Below are 21,334 nucleotides of genomic sequence, written 5' to 3' on the forward strand. Positions count from 1 at the left end.
TACTCACCGACAACACTTGATATAAAACTTAAGTTGTCATCACGACTTTTATTCAGCTAGAATACGTATTTTCTTAAGTGGAAAGATTAGACCTATTTACTTTATTTTATTTTTTTGGTTTATTCACAATTAGATGGCCATACCTTATTCTATGAGAATCTCAATGGTTACTGATATATATAATTGGCAAAATCAAGCTGAACAATACTTTATTAAAGAAAACTATCTGCAAGCAGCACAGTTATATGAACAAGCAATAGCAGTAGAACCAAATACTATTTCTTATTATTGGCATTTAGGACTACTATTACTATTACAAGGGCAAGAAATAGAAGCTCAAATGACTTGGATGCTGCCAATGACAGAGGCAGATGAAGAACAATTACAAATTTGGACAAATGAACTGTTTCAATTTTTACAAATAGAAGCTGAAAGACGCGAAACACTTACGCAATATTCTTTAGCTTGGTTAATTCGCCAGCACATGCGGGAAATTAATCCTAGTTATCTCAATAATTTGCTTCAAATTCTTACGCTTTCTCTCAAATTGCAAAAATTTGAAGAAATTGATAATTTGAATGAGTGGGGATTAATTGAAAGCTTAAAAGCAAAAGAAGATATAGAAATTGATATCGAATTATTAATTCAACTTTTAAAAGAATTTTTAAATACTATTCCTTTACATCCAGATAATCTGAATTTAATAGAAGCTAGTCTGCCTTATTTCTCTAATCCTCATCAATGCTTCTCTATACTGCTTCCTGCTGCTTTAGAAATTGGCCATACTTTACTAAAGCCTGTACTAGCATCATCTCTTCTAGAATTTCATTTGCGACTGGAGCCAGATAATGTAGAAGTTTTGCGACACTTAGCGACTTTTTATCAAAATGCTCGTAATTATTCTCAAGGCATAGAGACAGCTAGGTTGTGTTATTCCTTATCAGAAGGCTTGGCTGATAAAATTTTTGCACTCCATTTGGTACTAAGGGGCCTAATGTCAGCAGGGGGATATTGGCAAGAGATATGTACAACTTATCAAGAACTGGAAACTGTTTATATACAGTTTATCCAAACCCAACCAATTCCTTTAGAAGAAGCAAGAATATTACGGCTGCTTTCGCCATCTTTTGCAATACCTCACATTAAAGATGCTCCTGCTAATTTCCGAGATATTCATAATAAAGTAGCTGGTATTTTTAATAATTATATTCAAGCTTTTGCCCAATCAGAAGGAAAAAATTATACTCGTAAAATTATTAATAATCAATCTTTAATACACCATCCAAAGAAATTAAAAATTGGTTATATATCTTACGCTTTCAGGAGCCATTCTGTTGGTTGGCTAGCTCGCTGGTTATTTCAACATCAGAATCGAGAGAAATTTGATATTCATACTTATTTTGTTAACTACACATTAGTTAATGACTATCTTCAAGAGTGGTATTTAAGCCAGGCAGGAAAAGCTCGTCAATTAGGTATGAATGGTCTAGAAATTGCTGACCAGATATATCAAGATGAAATTGATATTTTAATTGACCTTGATAGCATCACTCTAGATATTACTAGTGAAGTGATGGCACTCAAGCCAGCACCAATTCAAGTTACTTGGCTGGGATGGGATGCATCAGGCATACCTGCAATTGATTACTTTATCGCAGATCCTTATGTACTACCAAATGATGCACAAGATTACTATACAGAAAAAATCTGGCGATTACCCCAAACTTACATAGCAGTAGATGGTTTTGAAGTTGGTGTACCAACTCTCCGCCGCGATGATTTGGATATTCCTATGGATGCCGTTGTCTATCTTAGCGCCCAAAGAGGATATAAGCGCCATCCACAAACGACAAAGTGGCAAATGCAAATTATTAAACAAGTACCTAACAGCTACTTTTTGATTAAGGGGCCTGCTGAGGAGGAAACAATTAAACGCTTCTTTTACCAAATTGCCGAAGAAGAAGGTGTAGATTGTTCTCGGTTACGATTTCTACCACAAGTTTTTTCAGAGTCAGTTCATCGTGCTAATTTAGGCATTGCTGATATTGTATTAGATACATTTCCCTACAACGGAGCGACAACAACCTTAGAAACATTGTGGATGGGTATTCCCTTGGTGACGCGAGTCGGTGAACAATTTGCAGCGCGTAACAGCTACACCATGATGATAAATGCGGGTATCACAGAAGGTATTGCCTGGACAGATGAAGAGTATATAGAATGGGGTGTGCGCTTGGGCAAAGATGAGGCTTTACGTCAGCAAGTCGCTCTGAAGCTGAAAGCATCGCGGCAAACAGCCCCGTTGTGGAATGGCAAGCAATTTACCCGTGAGATGGAGAAGGCTTACGAACAGATGTGGCAAAGGTATATTGAGGGGAAATAAGCTCGTAGTGAGTGAGGGTTTTAACCCTCAAATTAAATATTAATAAGGGCTTAGAACTTTGTCAAGCTAGTTTTGAGGGTTCGTAGTAAGCACTTCAGTGCTTAGAAAATAAGGACTAAAGTCCTTACTACCAACATTAAAAATTATCCCAATCTTTGCCATAATCTTGAACTGGATACTGAGTCCAACAATCACGCAACCATTGCCGTCCACAAGCTTGTAAATACCAGTGAACACTACTTTCAACCCAGTCGTAAGGAGATTTGACTAAACCGTGTTTAACTGGGTTGTAATGAATATAGTTAACAGTTGTATAGTAATGTCTTTCCGAACGAATAGCGCGATCGCTCCAACGATACCAAATTTTTCTTTTAGTTACATTGTCTTCTATATTCCACTGGCGAGAAAGCGCACCATGTATTCTGCGAAACAAGTCACCTAATACATCAAAATTTTCCACATCAACCAGTAAATGATAGTGATTAGGCAAAACAACCCAAGCACATATTCTTAAGTTTGTAGTGAGCGCTTCAGCGCTCCTATCTTCATTTGCACTCACACCAAACCTATCAAAAATCATATTTAGCAGTTGCTGACGACGAGATTCAGTGTGTATATGACACTGATGCTCGTAACAAGCTGCTGTTAAGAGATAAAATTGCTTATCTTGTACAGGATGTGGTGGAGAGTGGGGTGGATGACCCTGGCTTAAGCGACATTTAACTAGTTCAGCTTTTTGTTCTGTTGTGAGTTTGCGATATTCATACATATATTTTTAAGCACTAAAGTGCTTACTACAAACAATTCAGAAGTTCGTAGTGGGGACTTTAGTCCTCCTCCTCTGAAATGATAAATTTAAGCACTGAAGTGCTTACTACAAACTTATTTATAAAGGGCTTCTTAAGATGCGATCAAGCTATCTACATCGCATAAGGGGAGATTTTCTGCTTTCGCTTGTGCGATCGCAGATTGATTATCTGTTGCTAAAGCAATTCGAGTATTAATTCTAGGCAAAAGAGTTTTCCATTGTGTATCACTCATCTTACTAAGCAGAGAAATTTCTGGGCCTTCAGTTATATCGACATCATCTTCCATGAGCAGATTCATGGTCAAAGACGATAAAAGCATATCGGCTTCTTCCTCAGAAATATTTTGAGTATCTATCAGGAGAGTTAAGCTACTTTTATCTGGGTGAGTAGTGAGAGTAGAAATGACACTCGCTAAATCTTGATATAGTAGGTCTTCTGGCTGTAACCAGTCTGGGAAAATGATTAAGTTAATATCTCCTAAGCGAAAATTTTGACTCAGAGTATCTGCAAGATATTTACTAAATAGTTGTTGGAAAAGGCTGCCTATTTTAGCTGAGTAAGCGCGGCTATCTAGAAAACTAGGATTAGCTTGCATTTTTTCCTTGATTTGGGCGCTCTTTTTTTGACGTAATTTAGGGTTATTGCCGAGTGCAACTGCTAATTGTATATAAGACTCTTCACTATCTGCAACTAAACCAGGTACATCGAGTGCTTGCACCATTGCAGCCCCCATTGCAGAGCGAAAATTAGTTCCCTGTCTAGCAATTACTGGTAAATTAACCTGTAGTGGTTCTATCAAAGAAGTTGTTCCAGCAAATGGAAAAGAATCTAGATAAACATCGGCAATTTTAAAGTATTCTTTAACTTCTTCGCGCTTTGGTACTGGCTGAGGATCTAAAACTATTAATTGTTCTGCTCGTATTCCATGCTTTGAAAATACTTTAATTAAGTGATTTACAAAAGCTTTCTTAGGATAATTGTTTGACCAATTCGGGCCAAATGGCAGAAGCACTAAAACAGAGTTGGGAACTCCAGAAATTATTTTTGCCCAAGTATTAATTAGTTCAGGGATGATTTTAAATAAGTTAGCACCAGAGATAAAAATAACTGTTTCTGTGGATATACCCAAACTTTCTCGATCAACTTTGACGGTTACATTTTCTTCTTCATTACCATAACTAAAGCAATGAGCAGTTCCTTCAAGTTTCACTAACTTTTCTTGATATTGCTGTTGTGCCGTTGGCGATGGATCGGTTAGCGTACCAGAAATGTAATAATCTATGTGCCGCATTCCTGTTGTCACCACAGAACCGCCACTTGTGATTTGTATTCTGGCTAATCGATGCATTGATAAGAAGCAGATTTGATTGGTTACTGCCGTCACATTGGTAGCAATAAATAATATATCGAGATCATCAGCACGAATAATATTTACCTGTTCTTCTAAATTTTGTGGTAGTAGTTTAAAGAAGTTTGCACAGCTTTGACAATATTGCTCTAATTGATGACCAGTTTGATTAAGAGAGTACAAAACTACTTCAAAATCTCTACTGATATACTCATAAACAGGAAGATAAGCAAATGTTTCCGAACCAGGTAAAAAATGTGTTGCTAGGACACCCAAGCGAATTTTTTTTCTAGTTATAGGTCTATCAGCAAATTCGTAATCTACTTCATAACCTTTAAGCTTCAGTAAAAACTCTATAATCTCTCCACGTTTAACATAGATATCTTTAAGATTATGCTCATTAAAATATAGGGGAATGAAATTAGCAATGGGTACAAAACTATTAATTATTTCATGCCACAATTGAGAATCAGAATCTTTGAGTATCGATGTATATATGTAATCAACCCATCCCTCTATATAGTAATAATAATTATTGGCATCACCCAGTTCTTGAAAGTTAACTGGGGTAGAAAATAAGAATTGTAAATAGTCTTTAAGTAACCAACATGGTATGCGAGAGAGGTCATGCTGTAATGGTAATTGGTCAGCACGGTAATACAGCATAGCTGCTAGTAAATTCTGAATTGCTTTTGGCTGCTCAAAACCTTGAGATATACTTTTAACTATATCATCAGCAAAAATCTGTTCTTCATTAGTAAGACTTTCATATTTGATGCTACTATTCATTAACATCTGATGTGTTTTACCTAGCAGACCTACATACATATTTGTTATCTGCTCATCTAAGACATTCAGACATTCTTCTGCTATTTGTTTTCGCAACTGATGCAATTCTGCATTTTGTTCACTTAAAGTTGCATATCTATAAAGAGCTTGTTGTCTCGTTGCTTCAGGATATCGTGTATCACTATAAATTGTCTGAAACAATTTTTGATAATCTAATAAAATAGCATGTTTTAAAGCAACATTTCGACGAGTTTGTTGTTGTGGATGTATCCTAAAATGGGATAAAACTTTGTCAACAAAACCGATTTTATATTGGCTCATAATTCTGAGCCACATTTCTAAATCCACAAGTTGACAAAATTCAGAATTAAATAATCCTACTTTTTCAAAAACATCTTTTCTAATGAGGACTGTGCTTGGCTCTCCAATTTTATTAATTGGATTGTCAAGTATATTTGGATCTAGCAAAAGTTGCTGTCCTGATTGAATCAGTTTTAATGTTGACCAAGCTTTGTGTACATCCTTGGCTTCGTGATGCATTAAAAAGTTTGAATCATAGATGGTATTGCCAGTATTAGTGAAAAGTCTTCTTGGCGAAAAGACTAAACCTATTTTTTCATCTTGTTCAGCCAAATTAACCATTTCTTCAATAGCTGTTGGCTCTAGTAAATCATCTTGAAATAAAAACTTTATATATTTGCCTTTAGCTTGAGAAATACAAAAATTCCAATTGTGAGCTAGTCCATACTGACTATGCTCAATAATCGAAAAATGAAAGGATAATTTTTGATTAAATGATTTAGCAATCTCAACAGTCTTGTCAGTAGAATTATCATCAGATAAAATAATTTCTATATTTGGATAAGTTTGGCATAAAACACTATTAATAGCTTCTGCAACAAAATTTTCACCATTGTAAGTAGGAATACAAATACTAACTAACGGCTGACCTTGTAAGAAGTTAGTTCTATTGTAAACAGTTTGTTTCTGTGATTTCTTTAATTTATTCTGATTTGGTAATTGAGCTTCATATATAAGCAATGAATCTGCTCTAGTTTCACGATTCCTTAGTTCAGGTATATCACTCAATCCCCATGCAACATCCTTAATATTTGTATAACCTGTTTCAAAAAGTCTACGATTTAACTCTTCTCGATCGTAAAGCCATTGATGGCCCCACCAACGAAAAGAAATATTTAGCATTTCAGCACGAGTTTTAATAAACTTGAATTCTGGCCAATTCAACCATTCTTGATTTTGCCACTCTTCAGAATTGTATTTCTGCACAACATACTCTAAAGAAGGCATAGCTATACGTAAGATTCCCCCTGGCTGTAAAACCCGGTAACACTCATGTAGAAAAAATATAGCTTCTTCAACTGTCAAATGCTCTAAAAAATGCTCATTATATATCAATGCACAAGAATCATCATCAAAAGGAAGTTTTTGTGCAGCGTTACAAACTAAATCAACAGCCTTTTTATCTTTATCTTTATCTATATTTATCCAATTATCAAATTTGATATGTCCGCACCCGATATTTAATTTATAAGGTTTATCAAAACTAGATAAAATTAAATGTTTATTACTAAAATCTTCCCAGATTAAAGCCGGAATTTTTTCTAATCCAGATGAATAAATTGCTTGTTTATCTTCTCCATTAAAAATTATTTTTCCTGTAATAAGAGGTATAAGGTTTCGCCATTTTATTTGACTTAGATTCCCGGTAAAAGAAATTTGTACTTCCTCACTTATTTCTATTTCTTCCTCCATATAAAGATTCATAAGGATAGTAGATATATACAGGCTTGCATTTTCTTCACTGATATTATTAGTACATATCAGTAAAGTTATTTCATGCTTATTAATATGACTGTTTAATCCTTTAATAAGATTTGCTAAATTTTTACATAATAATTCATCCGACTGATTCCAATCTGGAAAAATAATTAAGTTGGTACTTCTTAATTGTAAATGTTCTTTTAAATCAACGGATGAAGAATTAATTAGTTCTTCATCCTTTAATACACTAGATAATTGTTGAGAATAGAATTTTATTGATGTATTTATAATTGCTTGATATTGAGAATTAAAATCATATTTTATAGTATCAAGCATTCTAATAGTTTCTTTTATTTGGTATTCTCGGCTTTTACCAGACCATACTCCTTTTGAATGAATCCTATATGCTGACATCACTTCATCAATATATCCAATTTTTCCATGCTGTGCATTTAAGATATGGAAAGTCCAATCTCCCATACTTTGTTCATAAAACCAATCAGGAAATTTTTGTACTAAACCAGCACGATACATGACTGAAGGAGTAGAAATAAAATTGTTTATTAACAAATTTTCTATAGTAGACGTTTTTGGCTGATTGTGTAAAAAAATTGCAGGTGAATAACTATTATCTTGCCAAAATACTAATACATTGTGAAAACATATAGCAAAGTCTAGGTTTTTATCTAAAAAATCTACTTGTTTTTGTAATTTTTCGCTAGAAGTCCAGTAATCATCACCTTCTAAAATTGCGATATACTGACCTTGGCAAGCTTGCAACGTATGGATAAAGTTTTTGTGCATACCAAGATTTTTATCAGGCAATAACAACCGAATTCTTTCGGGATACTTATTTTGGTAATCAATAATAATTTGGCGTGTATTATCTGTGGAACAATCTTCCCCTATAACAACTTCATATTCAAAATTAGTTTGCTGCATTAAAATACTTTCGATTGCCTGGGCAATATAATTTTCATGGTTATACGTAATCATTAAAATACTTACTTTCATGCTTTTACCTTTAATATATAAATTTCAGATATGTGAATAAAATTGGACTTTGGAAAGTTCGCAACTATTTGCGACGACTAACTTGATAATTTGACAAATTTTGCTAATATCTTCTGGTTTTAATGCCGTGCCTGTTGGTAGGCAGAGTACTCGTTTGGCAAGTTTTTCAGTTTCAGGTAGCAATAGCTTATTATGAGGAAAATAAGAACGATAAGGTTCCATATTATGGCAACCTGGATAGAAGTACCTTCGAGCAATAACATTTTCAGCCTGTAATATTTCAACTAAATAATCTCGGCTTATACCAAAATCATTTTCATCAATTTCTAAAATAATATACTGATAATTACATTTTTGTGTTTTGTCATAAGTAATAAGCTTTAGTCCAGGAATATTCTGCAATTCTTGTTCATATTGTTGGTAATTACAATAATTGATAGCAACAAACTCTTCTAAACTTTCAAGTCCTGTCAAGCCCATTGCCGCTGATGTCTCATGCATTTTTCCGTTTGTACCAATATAGATAACGTTATCGAGACCCGCAAAACCAAAGTTAGTCATCAGGCGAATTTTTGCGGCTAATTCATCATCATTAGTCACAATTGCTCCGCCCTCAAATGTGTTCAAAAATTTAGTAGCGTGAAAGCTAAAAACTTCTGCATCTCCAAAGCTACCAATCATACGTCTTTGATGTGAACAGCCGAAAGCATGAGCTGCATCAAACATTAATTTTAAGTTGTGGGTACGAGCAATTTTACTTAAAACCTCCACATTACAAGGACGACCCCACAAATGAACGCCAATAATGCCTGTAGTGCGTGGAGTTATTAATTGCTCTATTTGTTTTGGATCAATGTTGTGTGTTTTAGGATCAATATCACAAAATACAGGGGTAATTTCTTGCCATTGTAGGGCGTGTGCAGTTGCAATAAAGGTAAAAGAAGGGACAATAACTTCACCTTTTAAACCCGCAGCGCGGATAGCTATTTCTAATGCTACTGTAGCGTTACAGCTAGCAATACAATGCTTTACTCCGACAAATTCAGCAATGCGTTGCTCAAATTCTTGTACATAAGGCCCATTGTTCGTTAGCCATCTTTTATCTAAGATGTCATTGATGCGATTAAGTAGGTGTTCACGGTTTCCAATATTAGGACGACCAACGTGTAATTTCTCAGTGAATGTGGGTGTCCCACTAAAAATAGCTAAATATTGTAAATTTGGTTTGAAATGGTTCATAATTTATGATTTTATTTACTTAATTTTTGTGCCACTACTGTGTAGTGTACTGGCATTAATTGCCGCTCTAATGTTTCAATATTATTCAACTCTAATATAGAAAAATCTTTTAATAAAACCCGTAATCCGTGTTCTGTAAAACGCCAACAATCTGGTAGTGGTCCATGTATCCTTAAGTTAAAGGGAACGCTCAAAAATATTATTCCTCCTGGCTTAAGAATTCGCCAAATTTCTGCTACTGCATTAAAAGGCTGGAGAGTATGTTCTAAAACTTCAGTACAAACTATATAATCAAAAATGTCATTTTTTAAGCAATTATTGTATGTACATATATCACCAATATATGTACAACCAGAAGCCGGATTTATATCAAATGTTTCAATTTTTATTGATTGTAAAAAAAAAGGTTTAGCTCCTTCGTAAATTTGAGGAGCAATATCTAATAAAATGCCTGGTTTATTAGCATAATGTTTAGCAACATATATCATAAAATCAATTATGCTTTGACGGATAATTTTCAGATGATCGATATCCATTTGACTAACTATAATATCTGACATTATTGGCTAACCTTTGTAATCTAAAAGCAGTTCAATCATACTAGAATCAAAAGTAGGAATACTTAGCTTAGTATTAACAGATTTACGCTCATTGAAGCTATCGTCAATAAAAATGGCATTTTTTTCAAGAATATAATTTGCTTTATATGCTGATTTATCAATTTGAATAATGCTATCAAAAATGCATTTAATACGATATTTTTCGAGGAAATTATTAACATCGCCTGTATGTTTTGTTAATAAAATAAGTTTTTTGTCATTATTAATGCATTGATATAAAAACTGTATAAGACTTAGATTAAGCTTTCCATTTATAACTAAAGTGTCATCTAAATCAACATATACTGTTTTATATTCTATATTGTGTTTATATCGATTTATTAATGCTCTATCTAGCTCCACATCAAATTTGTTAGTGATAACTTCGATGGGAATATTTTCCTGCTCATATATGCTAAGTAACGAAAAATTTATTCCCTGTACTCTATGAAAAGCCATAGATCCTGCTATTCGAGGAGCAATTTCTAAAAGTTTATAATTTCCATCTTTATCTTTCTTCAATTGAAAAAACCAAGCTCCATAAAAAGTTAGCTTCTCTGAAATTAACTTAGCATAATTAAAAAAAATTTCGTTACTACTATTGTTAGTAGAACGACTATTCATAGAAATTCCGCTTTTTGTTCTAATTCTTTGTCTACCTCTACAAAATATTAATCCTGTATGACGATGAGAGAAACAATCAATTGTATACTCATCACCAGGAAGGTATTCAGTAATAATATATTCTTGATTTTTAGACAGAAGTACAGAAAGATGTTGTTTGTTGTCAACAATATGTGTATCTTTAGAACCCTGACCTTTATCAGGTTTAATAAATACAGGAAAATAGTCTATTTCGTCTAGACTCCGATATATCTTTGGAATCGGAATATTTGTAGAAAACATCGCATATGTTTTAGATTTATATCTAGTAATTAAACAAGTTTCTAAAGGAGAACTAATAATTTTAGCTTTAATTTTTTCTGCATTTATAGCTAAAGAAATTACTATGTCATCGTAAGCTGGAAAAATATAATCTATATTATTCTCAATGATTATTTTATTTAAACTGTCTATCCATGCAGGATCATGAATACTTGGAATATTGAAGTGATTCTTAAATACGTATGGTGCATGATTTGACACATCAAGACCCGCAGAATATAGTTGAATATCTTTGCAACTACATAAGGCATTGTAAATCTCTAAACCTATTTCTGTTCCTCCTGGAAATACTAAAACTTTATATAATTTCATTAGTTTTAAATAAATCAGTAATCAGTAATCTGAAAATATTTTGAATTTAGCGATCGCCATTTACTTCTCCTTTCCCTCTTGCTTCTTAATGTTCTCTAATACAACTTTGTAATCTTGCCGATCAGGGCGCAATTTTACCAGCTTCTCCAAAAGTTCCATCGCACCTTTCGTATCCTTCAATTGCAACCGCAGCACAGACAGTTTCTCTAAAGCAAGTTGGTTTTCTGGTTCCCGTTGTAAAACCAACTCGTAGCCCCGCGCTTGTTGCTGTAATCCTGACTCAGGAGAAGCAGACGCAGTTGCTGGCTTAGGTTGAGTAGCCTGTTGAATTGCCGGAATAACTGCAAATACCGTAGAACCAAAAAACGAGAACATCGACACTATCGTGACAATCTTTTGTCGCCGCTGAATCTGCTTTTTGCGGGAAATTAGGTATTCTTCGTCTGAACTAGCCATGCCTCACATACTTGCTGCGGTAAATACTTAGGTATCAGCAAGCCTCCCGTTCTGAGGATACCCATCTGTTCAACAGAAACTAACATCCTCGCTAAAAATTTTTTACACAAACTTCAAATATTGACTCTGAAGATGGAGGAATTTATGTTTAACCCATGTTATACCAGCAATTTTGCCATGCGTAGTTTACCGCCGTAGGCATCGCTCCCATAGCTCAAAGCAAAACCCTACCCTGCGCCCTAACAGGTCTTAATTATCTGAGCAAAATATTAAAACTATATAAAGATTTGCAATTATTTTACCTAAAGCCAGATGTTTGCGATATTGTAAATAACATTTAAATCAACAGAAAGAGTAGATATCTCTACTCAATTGCAAATTTCCCTGTCAGTCATCAACTTTCAAACTAGCTCGTATCCTATAGCTTCTTCAACAAGCAAGCATATTTTCCCTAATTTAAACAAACAGAATTTTCCCAGTAGTCCTCAGTCACACTACTTAGTGGAACTTCCTTGAGGACTAATTATTCTGCTCGGCGTCCACAATAGATATCTTACGAAAGGTAGTGTTGCACCCTTGTGAAAAAAAGGTAGAGATAAACAGGAAAAACAAAAGGGGCAAAGGTTAAAGGAAAAAGGGAAAATATAAATATCCCTTACCCCTTCTGCCTATATTTTTGTCTGGCTTCTGCAAAAAGTTTAAGGATTGCTTGGTAAAATTAGGATTTTCTGGTGGTAATTACCGTACAAAACCGAATTTACCAGTAACTTAGTAGAGTTTGTTATGGTATAGTTAAAAAGTTAAGACTAGCTTTACCAAATTACACCACTCTACGGGCCAGCAACAATTGCAGAATGGAAAGCAGTTTTAATTAAGCATTTACCCACAAAATCAGAATTCAATCGAGGTTATGACTCAGCAAGTGATTCACCCAATGGTGAAATTGCAGCGCAACGTGCAATCACTCATAGAATCGAATATTATCAAGCCAAGCGATAGCATCTGGAAAATCGCTCTGCTCTATGGTAATGAATGGCAGCACTGGAAACAAGAATTGCTTGACTTTGGCTTTAGTATGCAAGACCCAGTTAGTGAATTGCTAGCTGTAGAAACTTGGGATGAGGAGTAGGGAATAGGGAATAGGGGATGGGAATTTTTAATATTCACCACTCCCTAGACGCGATGATTAATCGCGTCTCTACACACTCCCGACTCTCTAGACTTTACAGGCAGCTAAAGCCGCAGCCAATTCCTTTGCATTTTGATAGCGATCGCGTGGCAATGGTTCTGTAACGCGATCAATAACATCTCTTAATTGGGAACTAATGGTGGGAACTTTTGCCACATCAAACCTGAAGTTTCGCCCTCGTTGGCGGTAATACTTGAACGGGTTTTCACCTGTGAGCAGAAAAATCAGCGTTGGGCCAATTGCATACAAATCAGATTGAGTCAAAGGTTGTCCTCGTTCTTGTTCGGGAGCGCAGTAACCTTCTGCACCAATTCGAGTACCGGGCGCTGTGCCAATTTCTTTAACTGCACCAAAATCTAGCACCACGATGCGATTTTCTGAACTTCGCACCATTAAATTGGCGGGTTTAATATCGCGGTGAATCAGTGGAGGGCTTTGGCTATGAAGATAGTCTAAAATATCGCAGGTTTGGATCATCCAAGCGATCGCTTGGTTTGGTGTCACTGGGCCAGTGGTATAGACCCGTTTCTCCAAATCTTGTCCGTGGATTAATTCCATTGCCAAGTATTTTTTTTCGCCTTCTACAAAGAAGTCATAATACTTGGGAATTCCAGGATGGTTAAGAGATTTGAGAGTATGCGCCTCTCGCTCAAATAACTCTTGAGCTTTGACAATTTTCAGCATATCAGCATTCATTTGCTTCAACACCAACAGTTGTGGCATACCCGCAATCAGACCAGCCTCATCCCAAGCAAGATAGGTAGTACCCATACCTCCTTGTCCGAGAGTTCGCAACACCTGATAATGGCGAATTCTCTGTTGGACTGAGAGAGGTTGACCGCAGTGGATGCAAAATAGATTGTTTGGAGAGTTGCCTTCGTGCGTGCAAGTAGAGGATGAATTTGCCGGGTTTTTTGCTGAGTAAAGTGTCTCGGCGGCGTTTTCTTCTGCCCCTTGTATTTGTTGCTGTGATCGCAAACCAGTTTCCAATACTGTTACCTCCTGAATTTGGAATTGCAGTATTGGGCCTCCCTGTGCCAATTGCAAAAGGGAATTATCTGGTAACGGACTCTGAAGTACAAGGATACCGTTGAGAAAAGTCCCATTTGTACCCTGACTAATCAGATGCCAAGCATGGCCATTGCTAGCGTCACCGACTTTTCTTAGTTCTAGATGATGCCGCGAAACTAAACTATCATTTAAAACAACGTGATTATCTGCCGCTCGACCAATCCGAATTATGGAGGAGTTCTCAAAGCACCACTGCTGGAGGGGCGTTTTCTGTTGCGGTTCTAACAGGGTCAGGCTAACCACAATACAACCTACAAAATAAATGGATTAGGGAATGGGGCATTGGGCATTGGGCGTTAGGCACTTGTACTGAGCGAAGTCGAAGTATTGGGGATTGGGCTTAAACTTATACGTAAATTAGGCTTTCAAGCTTGATTTATAAAGCTTTGAGCTAATTCGCATTGCTCCCATTGGTAATTGTTCTTTCTTCTTATTCCCCATGCCCCATGCCCCATGCCCTATGCCCTATGCCCATTTATGATTAACTTTCTAGATTTGGGCGTACTTTTGCCCGAATAAGTATACCAGTAATATTGTCGTGACCGTTGTGTTGATTTGCCAAATCAATTAAATCTGTAACACCCCGTTCTAAGTTAGCACCAGAACTAAGTAAGGGTTCTAAGTGAGTCTGCCAATGGGTTTCTAGTAAATCATTATCTGATAGACCGTCCGATGCCAACAGCAGAAGAGTATCTTCGTTGATGTCGAAAAAGCCTACGTCGGGATTAATCGAGTTTTCATCACGAGGCCCCAAGGCTTGGGTAAGTTGGTAGGCATCTGGACGGGCGTAAGCTATGCTTGCTTCCACTCCTCGGTTAATTTCCCGTTGCCCAACTTCGTGATCTACTGTGACTTGTTCTAGTCCCTGTTTGCGCGTCAGGCGATAGAGACGGCTATCTCCCACATGAGCAACTGCTGCTTGAGTATCTTGAATTAAAAGCATTACTAAAGTTGTACCCATACGCCCAACTCCAGAACGGGCATCTTGTTGATTGAGCTTGTAAATCGCCTCATTAGCTAAATACACTGCCTCCCGAATGCTATCTTCTGTTGGCAGCTGGTTGGCAATCCAGTGTTCTTGAAAGTATTGCCGTAGGGTATTAACTGCTAACTCGCTAGCTATCTCGCCGCCAGCGTGTCCACCCATACCATCACAAAGAATATACAAACCATGCCCTTCTAGAACTCGACTTCTAGGGAACTCCAGTTTCTGAATTTTGGTTTCGATGCCAAAGTAGTCCTCGTTATGATGACGTTGACGCCCCACATCTGTGCGTCCGGCATCTTCTAAGCTGCTTAACTGCATCGCCAGCACAACAGTTGGCATATCATCAGTTTTGCTAATGATATCTTCTAACTCATCTGATTGCGGGATAGTGGACACAGCAGTATTTTTCTCCTGTATTGGCGGCAAAGTTGCAGTTCCTAGTGCTTCCAGTTCAATAGAAATTTCCTCCAAACGCGATCGCAATTGGGCGATCGTCTGAATCTTACCTACCTCTAAATCCCCCAACATCTGAACTACAGAGCCAAATTGAGTCCGTTGCGACTGTCTAAATAGTGCTTGCCAAACTCTTCCTAAAGCTTGGATAGTTAACGGCTCCTCTGGAATAGCAGATGTTTGGCGAGGGGCATCTTCTGGCGACTCCGTGGCGGGCTGAGTATTCGGTGATTCCACATATAACCTTTGTAGTGCCAACGTTTGGTCTTCATCCAATCGCAAATTCGACAAATCTAAAAGGCTTTGACGACAATTTACTGGTTCCAATACTGCCCAAAGCTGGGTCATTTCATAACACCAGTGTAGAATTTTTAACGAACTGGTTGTTTCTTCTTGCCACAGGTCGAGTAAATGCTGCCACGCCGAGCGGTTTTCGATTATCAATACCTGTATATCACCTTGCTGCCATGCGTCGTGAATCGACGGTATCCCCCGCTCACCTTGGGATTGTAAAGCAATATAAAGTTTAGCAAGGTGAGGAATCTCACTCGTTTCCACTGACGGTGTTAGCAAATCTGATTCCTGACTTTCTAGGATTGCCTCAATCGGTGATATTTGATACGGCTGGCAGTCTAGAACTCTCACACCTACATCAGCAATAATGGCAGTTTCCGTTTGAGTAGGTAGCGGATCTAACAATTGATAGCGCTCTTGGGAATCTAAATAGGAGCCTAATGTCATTTGAGAACTAGGCGATAGAGGAGATGAGGAAGGTATTACTTGCTCATCTCCCTCACCTCCCACATCTCCTACATCCCCTTCTCCTCTCAAAGCTTCCCCAGTCGTTTCTTTAGCAATAATTGCCCAAAACACTGTTCCACATTCTGTGTCACAGTTATGACAACGTAGTGCATTCACAGGTACATCATCGGTACTGCATTCAGGACAGACCTTATGAGTCAGGGATGTGCCACAGTTTTGACAGAATTTGTTGCTATTGGGGTTTTCAAATTTACACTGAGGGCAAATCAGCATAGTGGAAGTTCCTTTATTCCCATTCGTTCCAAGGTGCTTCTAGCTACTAAAATCCAAGGTGCCACAATTGGCTGTCCCTGACTACAGTAGATTGTAGTTTCTCAATGAATTTTGGTGGCAGTATTAATTGTGACGCATATTAGATAAATATTTCATATATTGTCAGGCAATTCCTTAGAAATGGGGAATAAAGAAGGGAATAGGTTACAGGTTATAGGGTACAGATTATTTTCTATAACCTGTCACCTGTCACCTCTCCCCTAATCCCAATGCCCAATTGTCAAGAGTCTGGCAATTGTGGAGGTTCAACTTTAAACCATTTTTGATAAATTTGCTTGTAAGTGCCATTGGATAACAAAGTTGCTAAACCTTTGTTAATTGCATCCAAATGGGGTGAATCCTTGGGCATAGCAATCCCGTAGTATTCTTGGGTAAGCAAATCCGCAACAACTTTAATGCCTTTGAGTTTGCCATTTTTAATCGCATACAAAGTCGCAAAAGCATCGCTAACCACAGCATCAACGTTGCCATTGAGTAAGTCTTGAAAAAATTCTGGCCCAGAATTAAAAGTACTAATTTTGGCGTTGGGGATGGTTTTGGCAAAATCTGCCCCAGTGGAACCAATTTGGACAGCAATTTTTTTGCCTTTGAGACTATTGAAGTCTTTAATATTTTGATTGTCTTCGCGGACAGCGATCGCTAGTCCGGCTTTAAAATAAGGTCGTGAAAAAGCAATTGTTTTCAGGCGTTCGGCGGTAATTGTGATTCCGCTAATTGCTGCATCGACTCTTTTAGCTTGCAAAGTCGAGATCATGCCATCAAAGGGCAGACTTTCAAACTGGACTGCAAAACCTGCTACTTTAGCGCCTGCGGCGGGCGACGCCAATGCATTCATCAAATCAATATCAAAACCTTCTAACTTACCGTCAGCTGTTTGGAATTCAAAAGGGACAAAGGTGGGGTCTGTGGCCACCTTGAGAAGTTTGGCGTCTGGGTTAGTAGCGGGATATAAACTCTGACAGCCAATAATCAGTAGTAGGCAGCCTAAGCTGAGAATTAGCTGCTGCCACTTGAAGTTAATTAATTTCACCATAGTAATTTGTTCTAGCAATCAATATTTACAATACTTGTCATGATGTTATAAGAAAGAATACATACGTATAAGTTTTCGCCAATTGCCTTTGTGTGCGTTCTATATTCTGACTCCCAATTTTGAATTACTTATGGCTCCTACCACTTCTGCTTACCAAATTACTGATTTGTTTGCCGAACGAGCTAGAAATCTGACACCCCCAACTTACGGCACTGAGTTAACCAAAATCATTACCGTCAGCTTTGCCTATGGTCTGGCTGACCCAATTCTCTTTCCCCATGCTGACTTGTCTGCTGCAAGTGCGGCTGTACTGGCAGAAGAAGCTCCGATCGCTCTCAATTACGGGCCACCTTCAGCCCAACTTTATGAACAAATAATTCTCCGCTTGCAAGCTCAAGGAATCCCTGCCGATCGCGATCGCGTGATTATTGGCTACGGTTCCGGTCAGATTTTGGGCTTGCTACCAGATGTGTTTGTCGAACCTGGTGATGTAGTAATTGTGGAAGGGCCAACCTTCTTGGGAGTAGTTAGTAGATTTGTCCAGGCTGGCGCACGCCTGATTACTATTCCTGTTGATGAGATGGGAATGGATGTAGATGCGTTAGAAGAAACTTTAAGCGAGTTGAAAAAACGGGGTATTCGACCCAGGTTTATTTACACTATCCCTACTTTTCATAATCCCACAGGCACTACTATGTCATTATCTCGCCGCCAAAAACTGGTAGCGTTAGCGGCTGAGTATGGCGTGTTGGTGGTAGAAGACGATGCCTACAGCGATTTGCGCTTTCAAGGCGAAGTTATGCCATCCTTGGCAAGCCTTGACAAGGAGGGGTGGGTGTTATACGTGAATACCTTCTCAAAAATCATTGCACCTGGTATCCGACTAGGCTGGGCTTGTGGCAATAGAGCAATTATTGAGCGGTTGGCAATGTTCAAAAGTGAAGGACCTGTGGGGCAGTTTGTCAGCCATGTGGTTGGCCGCTACTGTGCTACAGGCAAACTAGATTATCACATTCAGGAGCTAATCGCCTGCTACAAGCATAAATGTAATTTGTTGTTAGAAGCGATCACTCATGAGTTTCCCAGCGATGTAGTTGCTTTGCGACCAGGTGGGGGCTTTTTTGTGTGGTGTAAATTGCCGCCAGACATCAGCGCCAAAGCACTCCTAACTGCTGCTAGTGAACACGGCGTCAGTTTTTTACCAGGGACTAGCTGCTATGCCGATGGACAGGGAGATGATGCCATTAGGTTAGCTTTTAGCTTTCAAACAACCGAGAAGATTCTTGAGGGAATCGCTACTTTGGGAGCAGTGTTGCACGGATGGCAACGATAATCGTACCAATTTTAGATTTTGTGGAAAGTCCGATCTAAGGTTTCCTTAGATCGGATTTTCCAAATTACGAGCCGTAGCAATTCGCTAACTACTCTCACCTTTCCACATCCCGTAAAAAGTAGGCTCAGTACCAGTTAGTCCGGGTTACGACGGTTCCAGTGCCGCAGACGAGGGCAGCGCGGGAGAGCCGTCCACTGAGGTTATTGCCAACCTTCGTGTAGGCAAAGTTAATGCCTGGATCGACGGTCTCGCCAACATAGTCCCAACTGGTGGGCTTGGGGTTACTGCTCCGGGTGCGATCAAGGTAGACTTTGCAGTAAGGCGGCGCATTCTCGATCCGCGCGAATGAACCGCATTGGCCGCTATAGAAGTACTTCAACGTTATGTTGCTTCCACTCCAGGTTGCCTTTTTACTCTGCTGGAGGTTGTAACGGCAGGGTGTGGACTCCGGGTAGCGACCTTCATAAGGGTAGTTTGGATAGCCCGGACTGTTAAAAGGCGCAGCCTGAGCAGCGGTCGCAAACGCTAGCGATGTGGAGGTGAATAGGCCGACAACCCTGGTGATTGTTCTGATCGCCATGAGTGGTTTCCAAATTCAATTTTATATTTATTTACTAGATTAACTATTTATAGTAAGTAGGCAAAAAAATTTCCAAGTATGTAACAAAAGTCTAAAGTAATTAACCCTGTTTAATTACTCTGATAAAAGAAAAATAAGAGCTTATTTTTCAACGGTAAATAAAGCGATAATTGAAGCGTTTATTTTCTAACAGAATCCGAAAACCAAGGTTTTTGGTCAAAGTTTTATACTCAGAACCAGCCCTTTTAAGGTGACTCAGCATTTTTTGGGAATTTATTTAACTGCATTAGTCCCAGATAACACAGAAATAAGAAGAATGATTCTCCAAAAATTTTACCCGTCTTGAAAGGGCTAATTCTGAATCTTTAAAAAATTTGTTCCAAGCGCTGGAAATCCCGCTGGACTTCATACCAGAGACTTTTATTATGAGGATCTGTTTTCAAAGCTTTTTTGAGATAAATTCTGGCTTTGAGTAGTTGTTTTTCGGAAATTAGCGCCCGTCCCCAGATTTGATAGGCGATCGCTAGCCATTGACGGACTTCTGCATCTGTTGACAAACGATCTGCTAAAGCTTCTGCTAGGGCGATCGCTTGCGGAAATCGTCTTTCTTGCAAAAATCGCTGCAATTGCTCATAAGTCTTCCACTTCAGCCGTTCTTCTATTTCCAACAGATTCGGCGGCTTTGGTTTCCCTGATTCTTGGCTTGTCACCGTTGTAACTGGTGTTTTCTGCCGCTGCGTTGCCTTGGCGTCGTCACGTCCAGACGTTGACACCTGACTTGAATGTGCGCCAATTTCCTCTGGTAGTACTACCGTCAGCAGGAGTTTGTAGGCCTCTGTCAAGGCAATAAACTTATCTTTGGCTTTGTTGTCATCTGGGTTGATATCGGGATGATATTGCTGCGCCAGTCGTCGGTAAGACGCTTTGATGTCAGCAAAAGAAGCTCCCGATCTTAAACCTAGTAAACGGTAGCAATCTCCAAGATCCATCTTGAGCTATCAGCTATCGAATATTTCGCTATCGGCTATTATCTGTCAGTATCAGCTTCAAGCCCGGACTATTAATGATAAGGGCTAATTTTCTATTTTAAAGTTCAATCTTGACAGTTTGTTTAAAGAAGAGGAGTGGGGATTGGGGATTAGCGGGCTAGGAGCTAGGAGCTAGGAGTTAGAAGTTAGAATTCTTCCCCTGCTCCCCCTGCTCCTCTGCCCCTCTGCCCTTCTGCCTCTGCCTTCCTACTCCCCAGTTATTACCGAGGTTCGTTCTTCAATCACACGGTCAATTAAACCGTATTCTTTTGCCTCTTCAGCAGACATGAAAAAGTCACGATCCATATCTTTTTCGATCTTTTGTATCGTCTGACCTGTTTTATCGGCATAAATGCCATTGAGCTGGTGACGAATCCGCAGAATCTCTCTAGCTTCAATTTCGATATCGGTTGCTTGTCCGCGAGTACCACCTGAAGGTTGGTGAATCATAATCCGTGAGTGAGGCAATGCTAACCGTTTGCCTTTGGTGCCAGCTGCCAGCAGGAAAGACCCCATTGAAGCAGCTAATCCCACGCAAATAGTGACCACATCTGATTTGATATGTTGCATGGTGTCAAAAATAGCCATGCCAGATGTAACCATTCCACCTGGGGAATTGATGTATAAATAAATATCTTTACCTGGATCGTCTGAATCCAGATACAGCATTACAGCAATAATTTGATTGGCAATTTCATCATCAATATCTCGCCCCAAGAAAATAATCCTTTCTCGATAAAGGCGATCGTAGATGCTAATCCAATCTGTATATTGTCCACCGGGCATCCGGTAAGGAACTTTAGGAACGCCTATAGGCATAATTTACTCCGTTTTTAATTAGTCATTAGTCATTGGTCATTAGTCATTGGTCATTGGTCATTGGTCATT

14 protein-coding genes are annotated in these 21,334 nt (G+C 38.4%); 3 read left to right on the forward strand and 11 right to left on the reverse strand.

Translation table 11 applies throughout. The features are described from left to right. Positions 1-163: 163 nt before the first annotated feature. Positions 164-2,383, forward strand: a complete 2,220-nt coding sequence (locus HWQ43_RS08735; protein WP_292732127.1) for an O-linked N-acetylglucosamine transferase, SPINDLY family protein — start codon at positions 164-166, stop codon at positions 2,381-2,383. 136 nt (positions 2,384-2,519) lie between these two features. Here the strand turns inward: HWQ43_RS08735 and HWQ43_RS08740 are convergent, their stop codons facing one another. The 6 genes from HWQ43_RS08740 to HWQ43_RS08765 all read right to left on the reverse strand — a co-directional run bounded on the left by HWQ43_RS08740 (position 2,520) and on the right by HWQ43_RS08765 (position 11,676). Next, the gene (locus HWQ43_RS08740) at positions 2,520-3,152 is read right to left on the reverse strand and encodes a transposase (RefSeq protein ID WP_292732128.1); all 633 of its coding nucleotides are present in this window, start codon (positions 3,150-3,152) and stop codon (positions 2,520-2,522) included. Positions 3,153-3,283: 131 nt separating this feature from the next. Then, positions 3,284-8,125, reverse strand: coding sequence for a glycosyltransferase (locus HWQ43_RS08745; protein WP_292732129.1), 4,842 nt, complete (start codon positions 8,123-8,125; stop codon positions 3,284-3,286). Between the two features lie 24 nt (positions 8,126-8,149). Then, positions 8,150-9,364, reverse strand: coding sequence for an aminotransferase class I/II-fold pyridoxal phosphate-dependent enzyme (locus HWQ43_RS08750; RefSeq protein ID WP_292732130.1), 1,215 nt, complete (start codon positions 9,362-9,364; stop codon positions 8,150-8,152). Positions 9,365-9,375: 11 nt separating this feature from the next. Then, on the reverse strand, positions 9,376-9,924 hold the full coding sequence (locus HWQ43_RS08755; protein ID WP_292732131.1) for a methyltransferase domain-containing protein: 549 nt from the start codon (positions 9,922-9,924) through the stop codon (positions 9,376-9,378). 6 nt (positions 9,925-9,930) lie between these two features. Beyond that, positions 9,931-11,220: an ATP-grasp domain-containing protein gene (locus HWQ43_RS08760; protein WP_292732132.1), complete on the reverse strand. Its 1,290-nt coding sequence runs from the start codon at positions 11,218-11,220 to the stop codon at positions 9,931-9,933. Between the two features lie 60 nt (positions 11,221-11,280). Then, positions 11,281-11,676: a tetratricopeptide repeat protein gene (locus HWQ43_RS08765; protein WP_292732133.1), complete on the reverse strand. Its 396-nt coding sequence runs from the start codon at positions 11,674-11,676 to the stop codon at positions 11,281-11,283. Between the two features lie 910 nt (positions 11,677-12,586). Here HWQ43_RS08765 and HWQ43_RS08770 point away from each other — a divergent pair. After that, the gene (locus HWQ43_RS08770) at positions 12,587-12,805 is read left to right on the forward strand and encodes a DUF4327 family protein (RefSeq protein ID WP_012407469.1); all 219 of its coding nucleotides are present in this window, start codon (positions 12,587-12,589) and stop codon (positions 12,803-12,805) included. 87 nt (positions 12,806-12,892) lie between these two features. Here HWQ43_RS08770 and HWQ43_RS08775 read toward each other — a convergent pair whose 3' ends face one another. The 3 genes from HWQ43_RS08775 to HWQ43_RS08785 all read right to left on the reverse strand — a co-directional run bounded on the left by HWQ43_RS08775 (position 12,893) and on the right by HWQ43_RS08785 (position 17,505). Beyond that, positions 12,893-14,179 carry a protein kinase gene (locus HWQ43_RS08775; protein WP_292732134.1) on the reverse strand — a complete coding sequence of 429 codons (1,287 nt, stop codon included), beginning with the start codon at positions 14,177-14,179 and terminating at the stop codon, positions 12,893-12,895. A gap of 238 nt (positions 14,180-14,417) precedes the next feature. Beyond that, a complete protein-coding gene (locus tag HWQ43_RS08780; protein ID WP_292732135.1) occupies positions 14,418-16,412 on the reverse strand; it encodes a serine/threonine phosphatase in 1,995 nt (664 codons plus the stop codon). Positions 16,413-16,692: 280 nt separating this feature from the next. After that, complete coding sequence (locus HWQ43_RS08785) at positions 16,693-17,505, reverse strand: basic amino acid ABC transporter substrate-binding protein (RefSeq protein ID WP_292732136.1); 813 nt, start codon at positions 17,503-17,505, stop codon at positions 16,693-16,695. Positions 17,506-17,635: 130 nt separating this feature from the next. Between HWQ43_RS08785 and HWQ43_RS08790 the strand changes: the two genes are divergently transcribed. After that, positions 17,636-18,838: a PLP-dependent aminotransferase family protein gene (locus HWQ43_RS08790; RefSeq protein ID WP_292732137.1), complete on the forward strand. Its 1,203-nt coding sequence runs from the start codon at positions 17,636-17,638 to the stop codon at positions 18,836-18,838. Positions 18,839-19,783: 945 nt separating this feature from the next. On the opposite strand, the gene HWQ43_RS08795 is transcribed toward HWQ43_RS08790, so the two are convergent. Together HWQ43_RS08795 and HWQ43_RS08800 are read right to left on the reverse strand one after the other, a co-directional pair. Next, entirely contained in the window at positions 19,784-20,407 is a 624-nt protein-coding gene (locus HWQ43_RS08795; RefSeq protein WP_292732138.1) for a J domain-containing protein, read from the reverse strand. A 246-nt stretch (positions 20,408-20,653) separates the two neighbouring features. Then, entirely contained in the window at positions 20,654-21,265 is a 612-nt protein-coding gene (locus tag HWQ43_RS08800; RefSeq protein ID WP_094347586.1) for an ATP-dependent Clp protease proteolytic subunit, read from the reverse strand. Positions 21,266-21,334 lie beyond the last annotated feature (69 nt).

The sequence above is a fragment of the Nostoc sp. JL31 genome, from assembly GCF_017114965.1.
Lineage (GTDB): Bacteria > Cyanobacteriota > Cyanobacteriia > Cyanobacteriales > Nostocaceae > Nostoc > Nostoc punctiforme_A.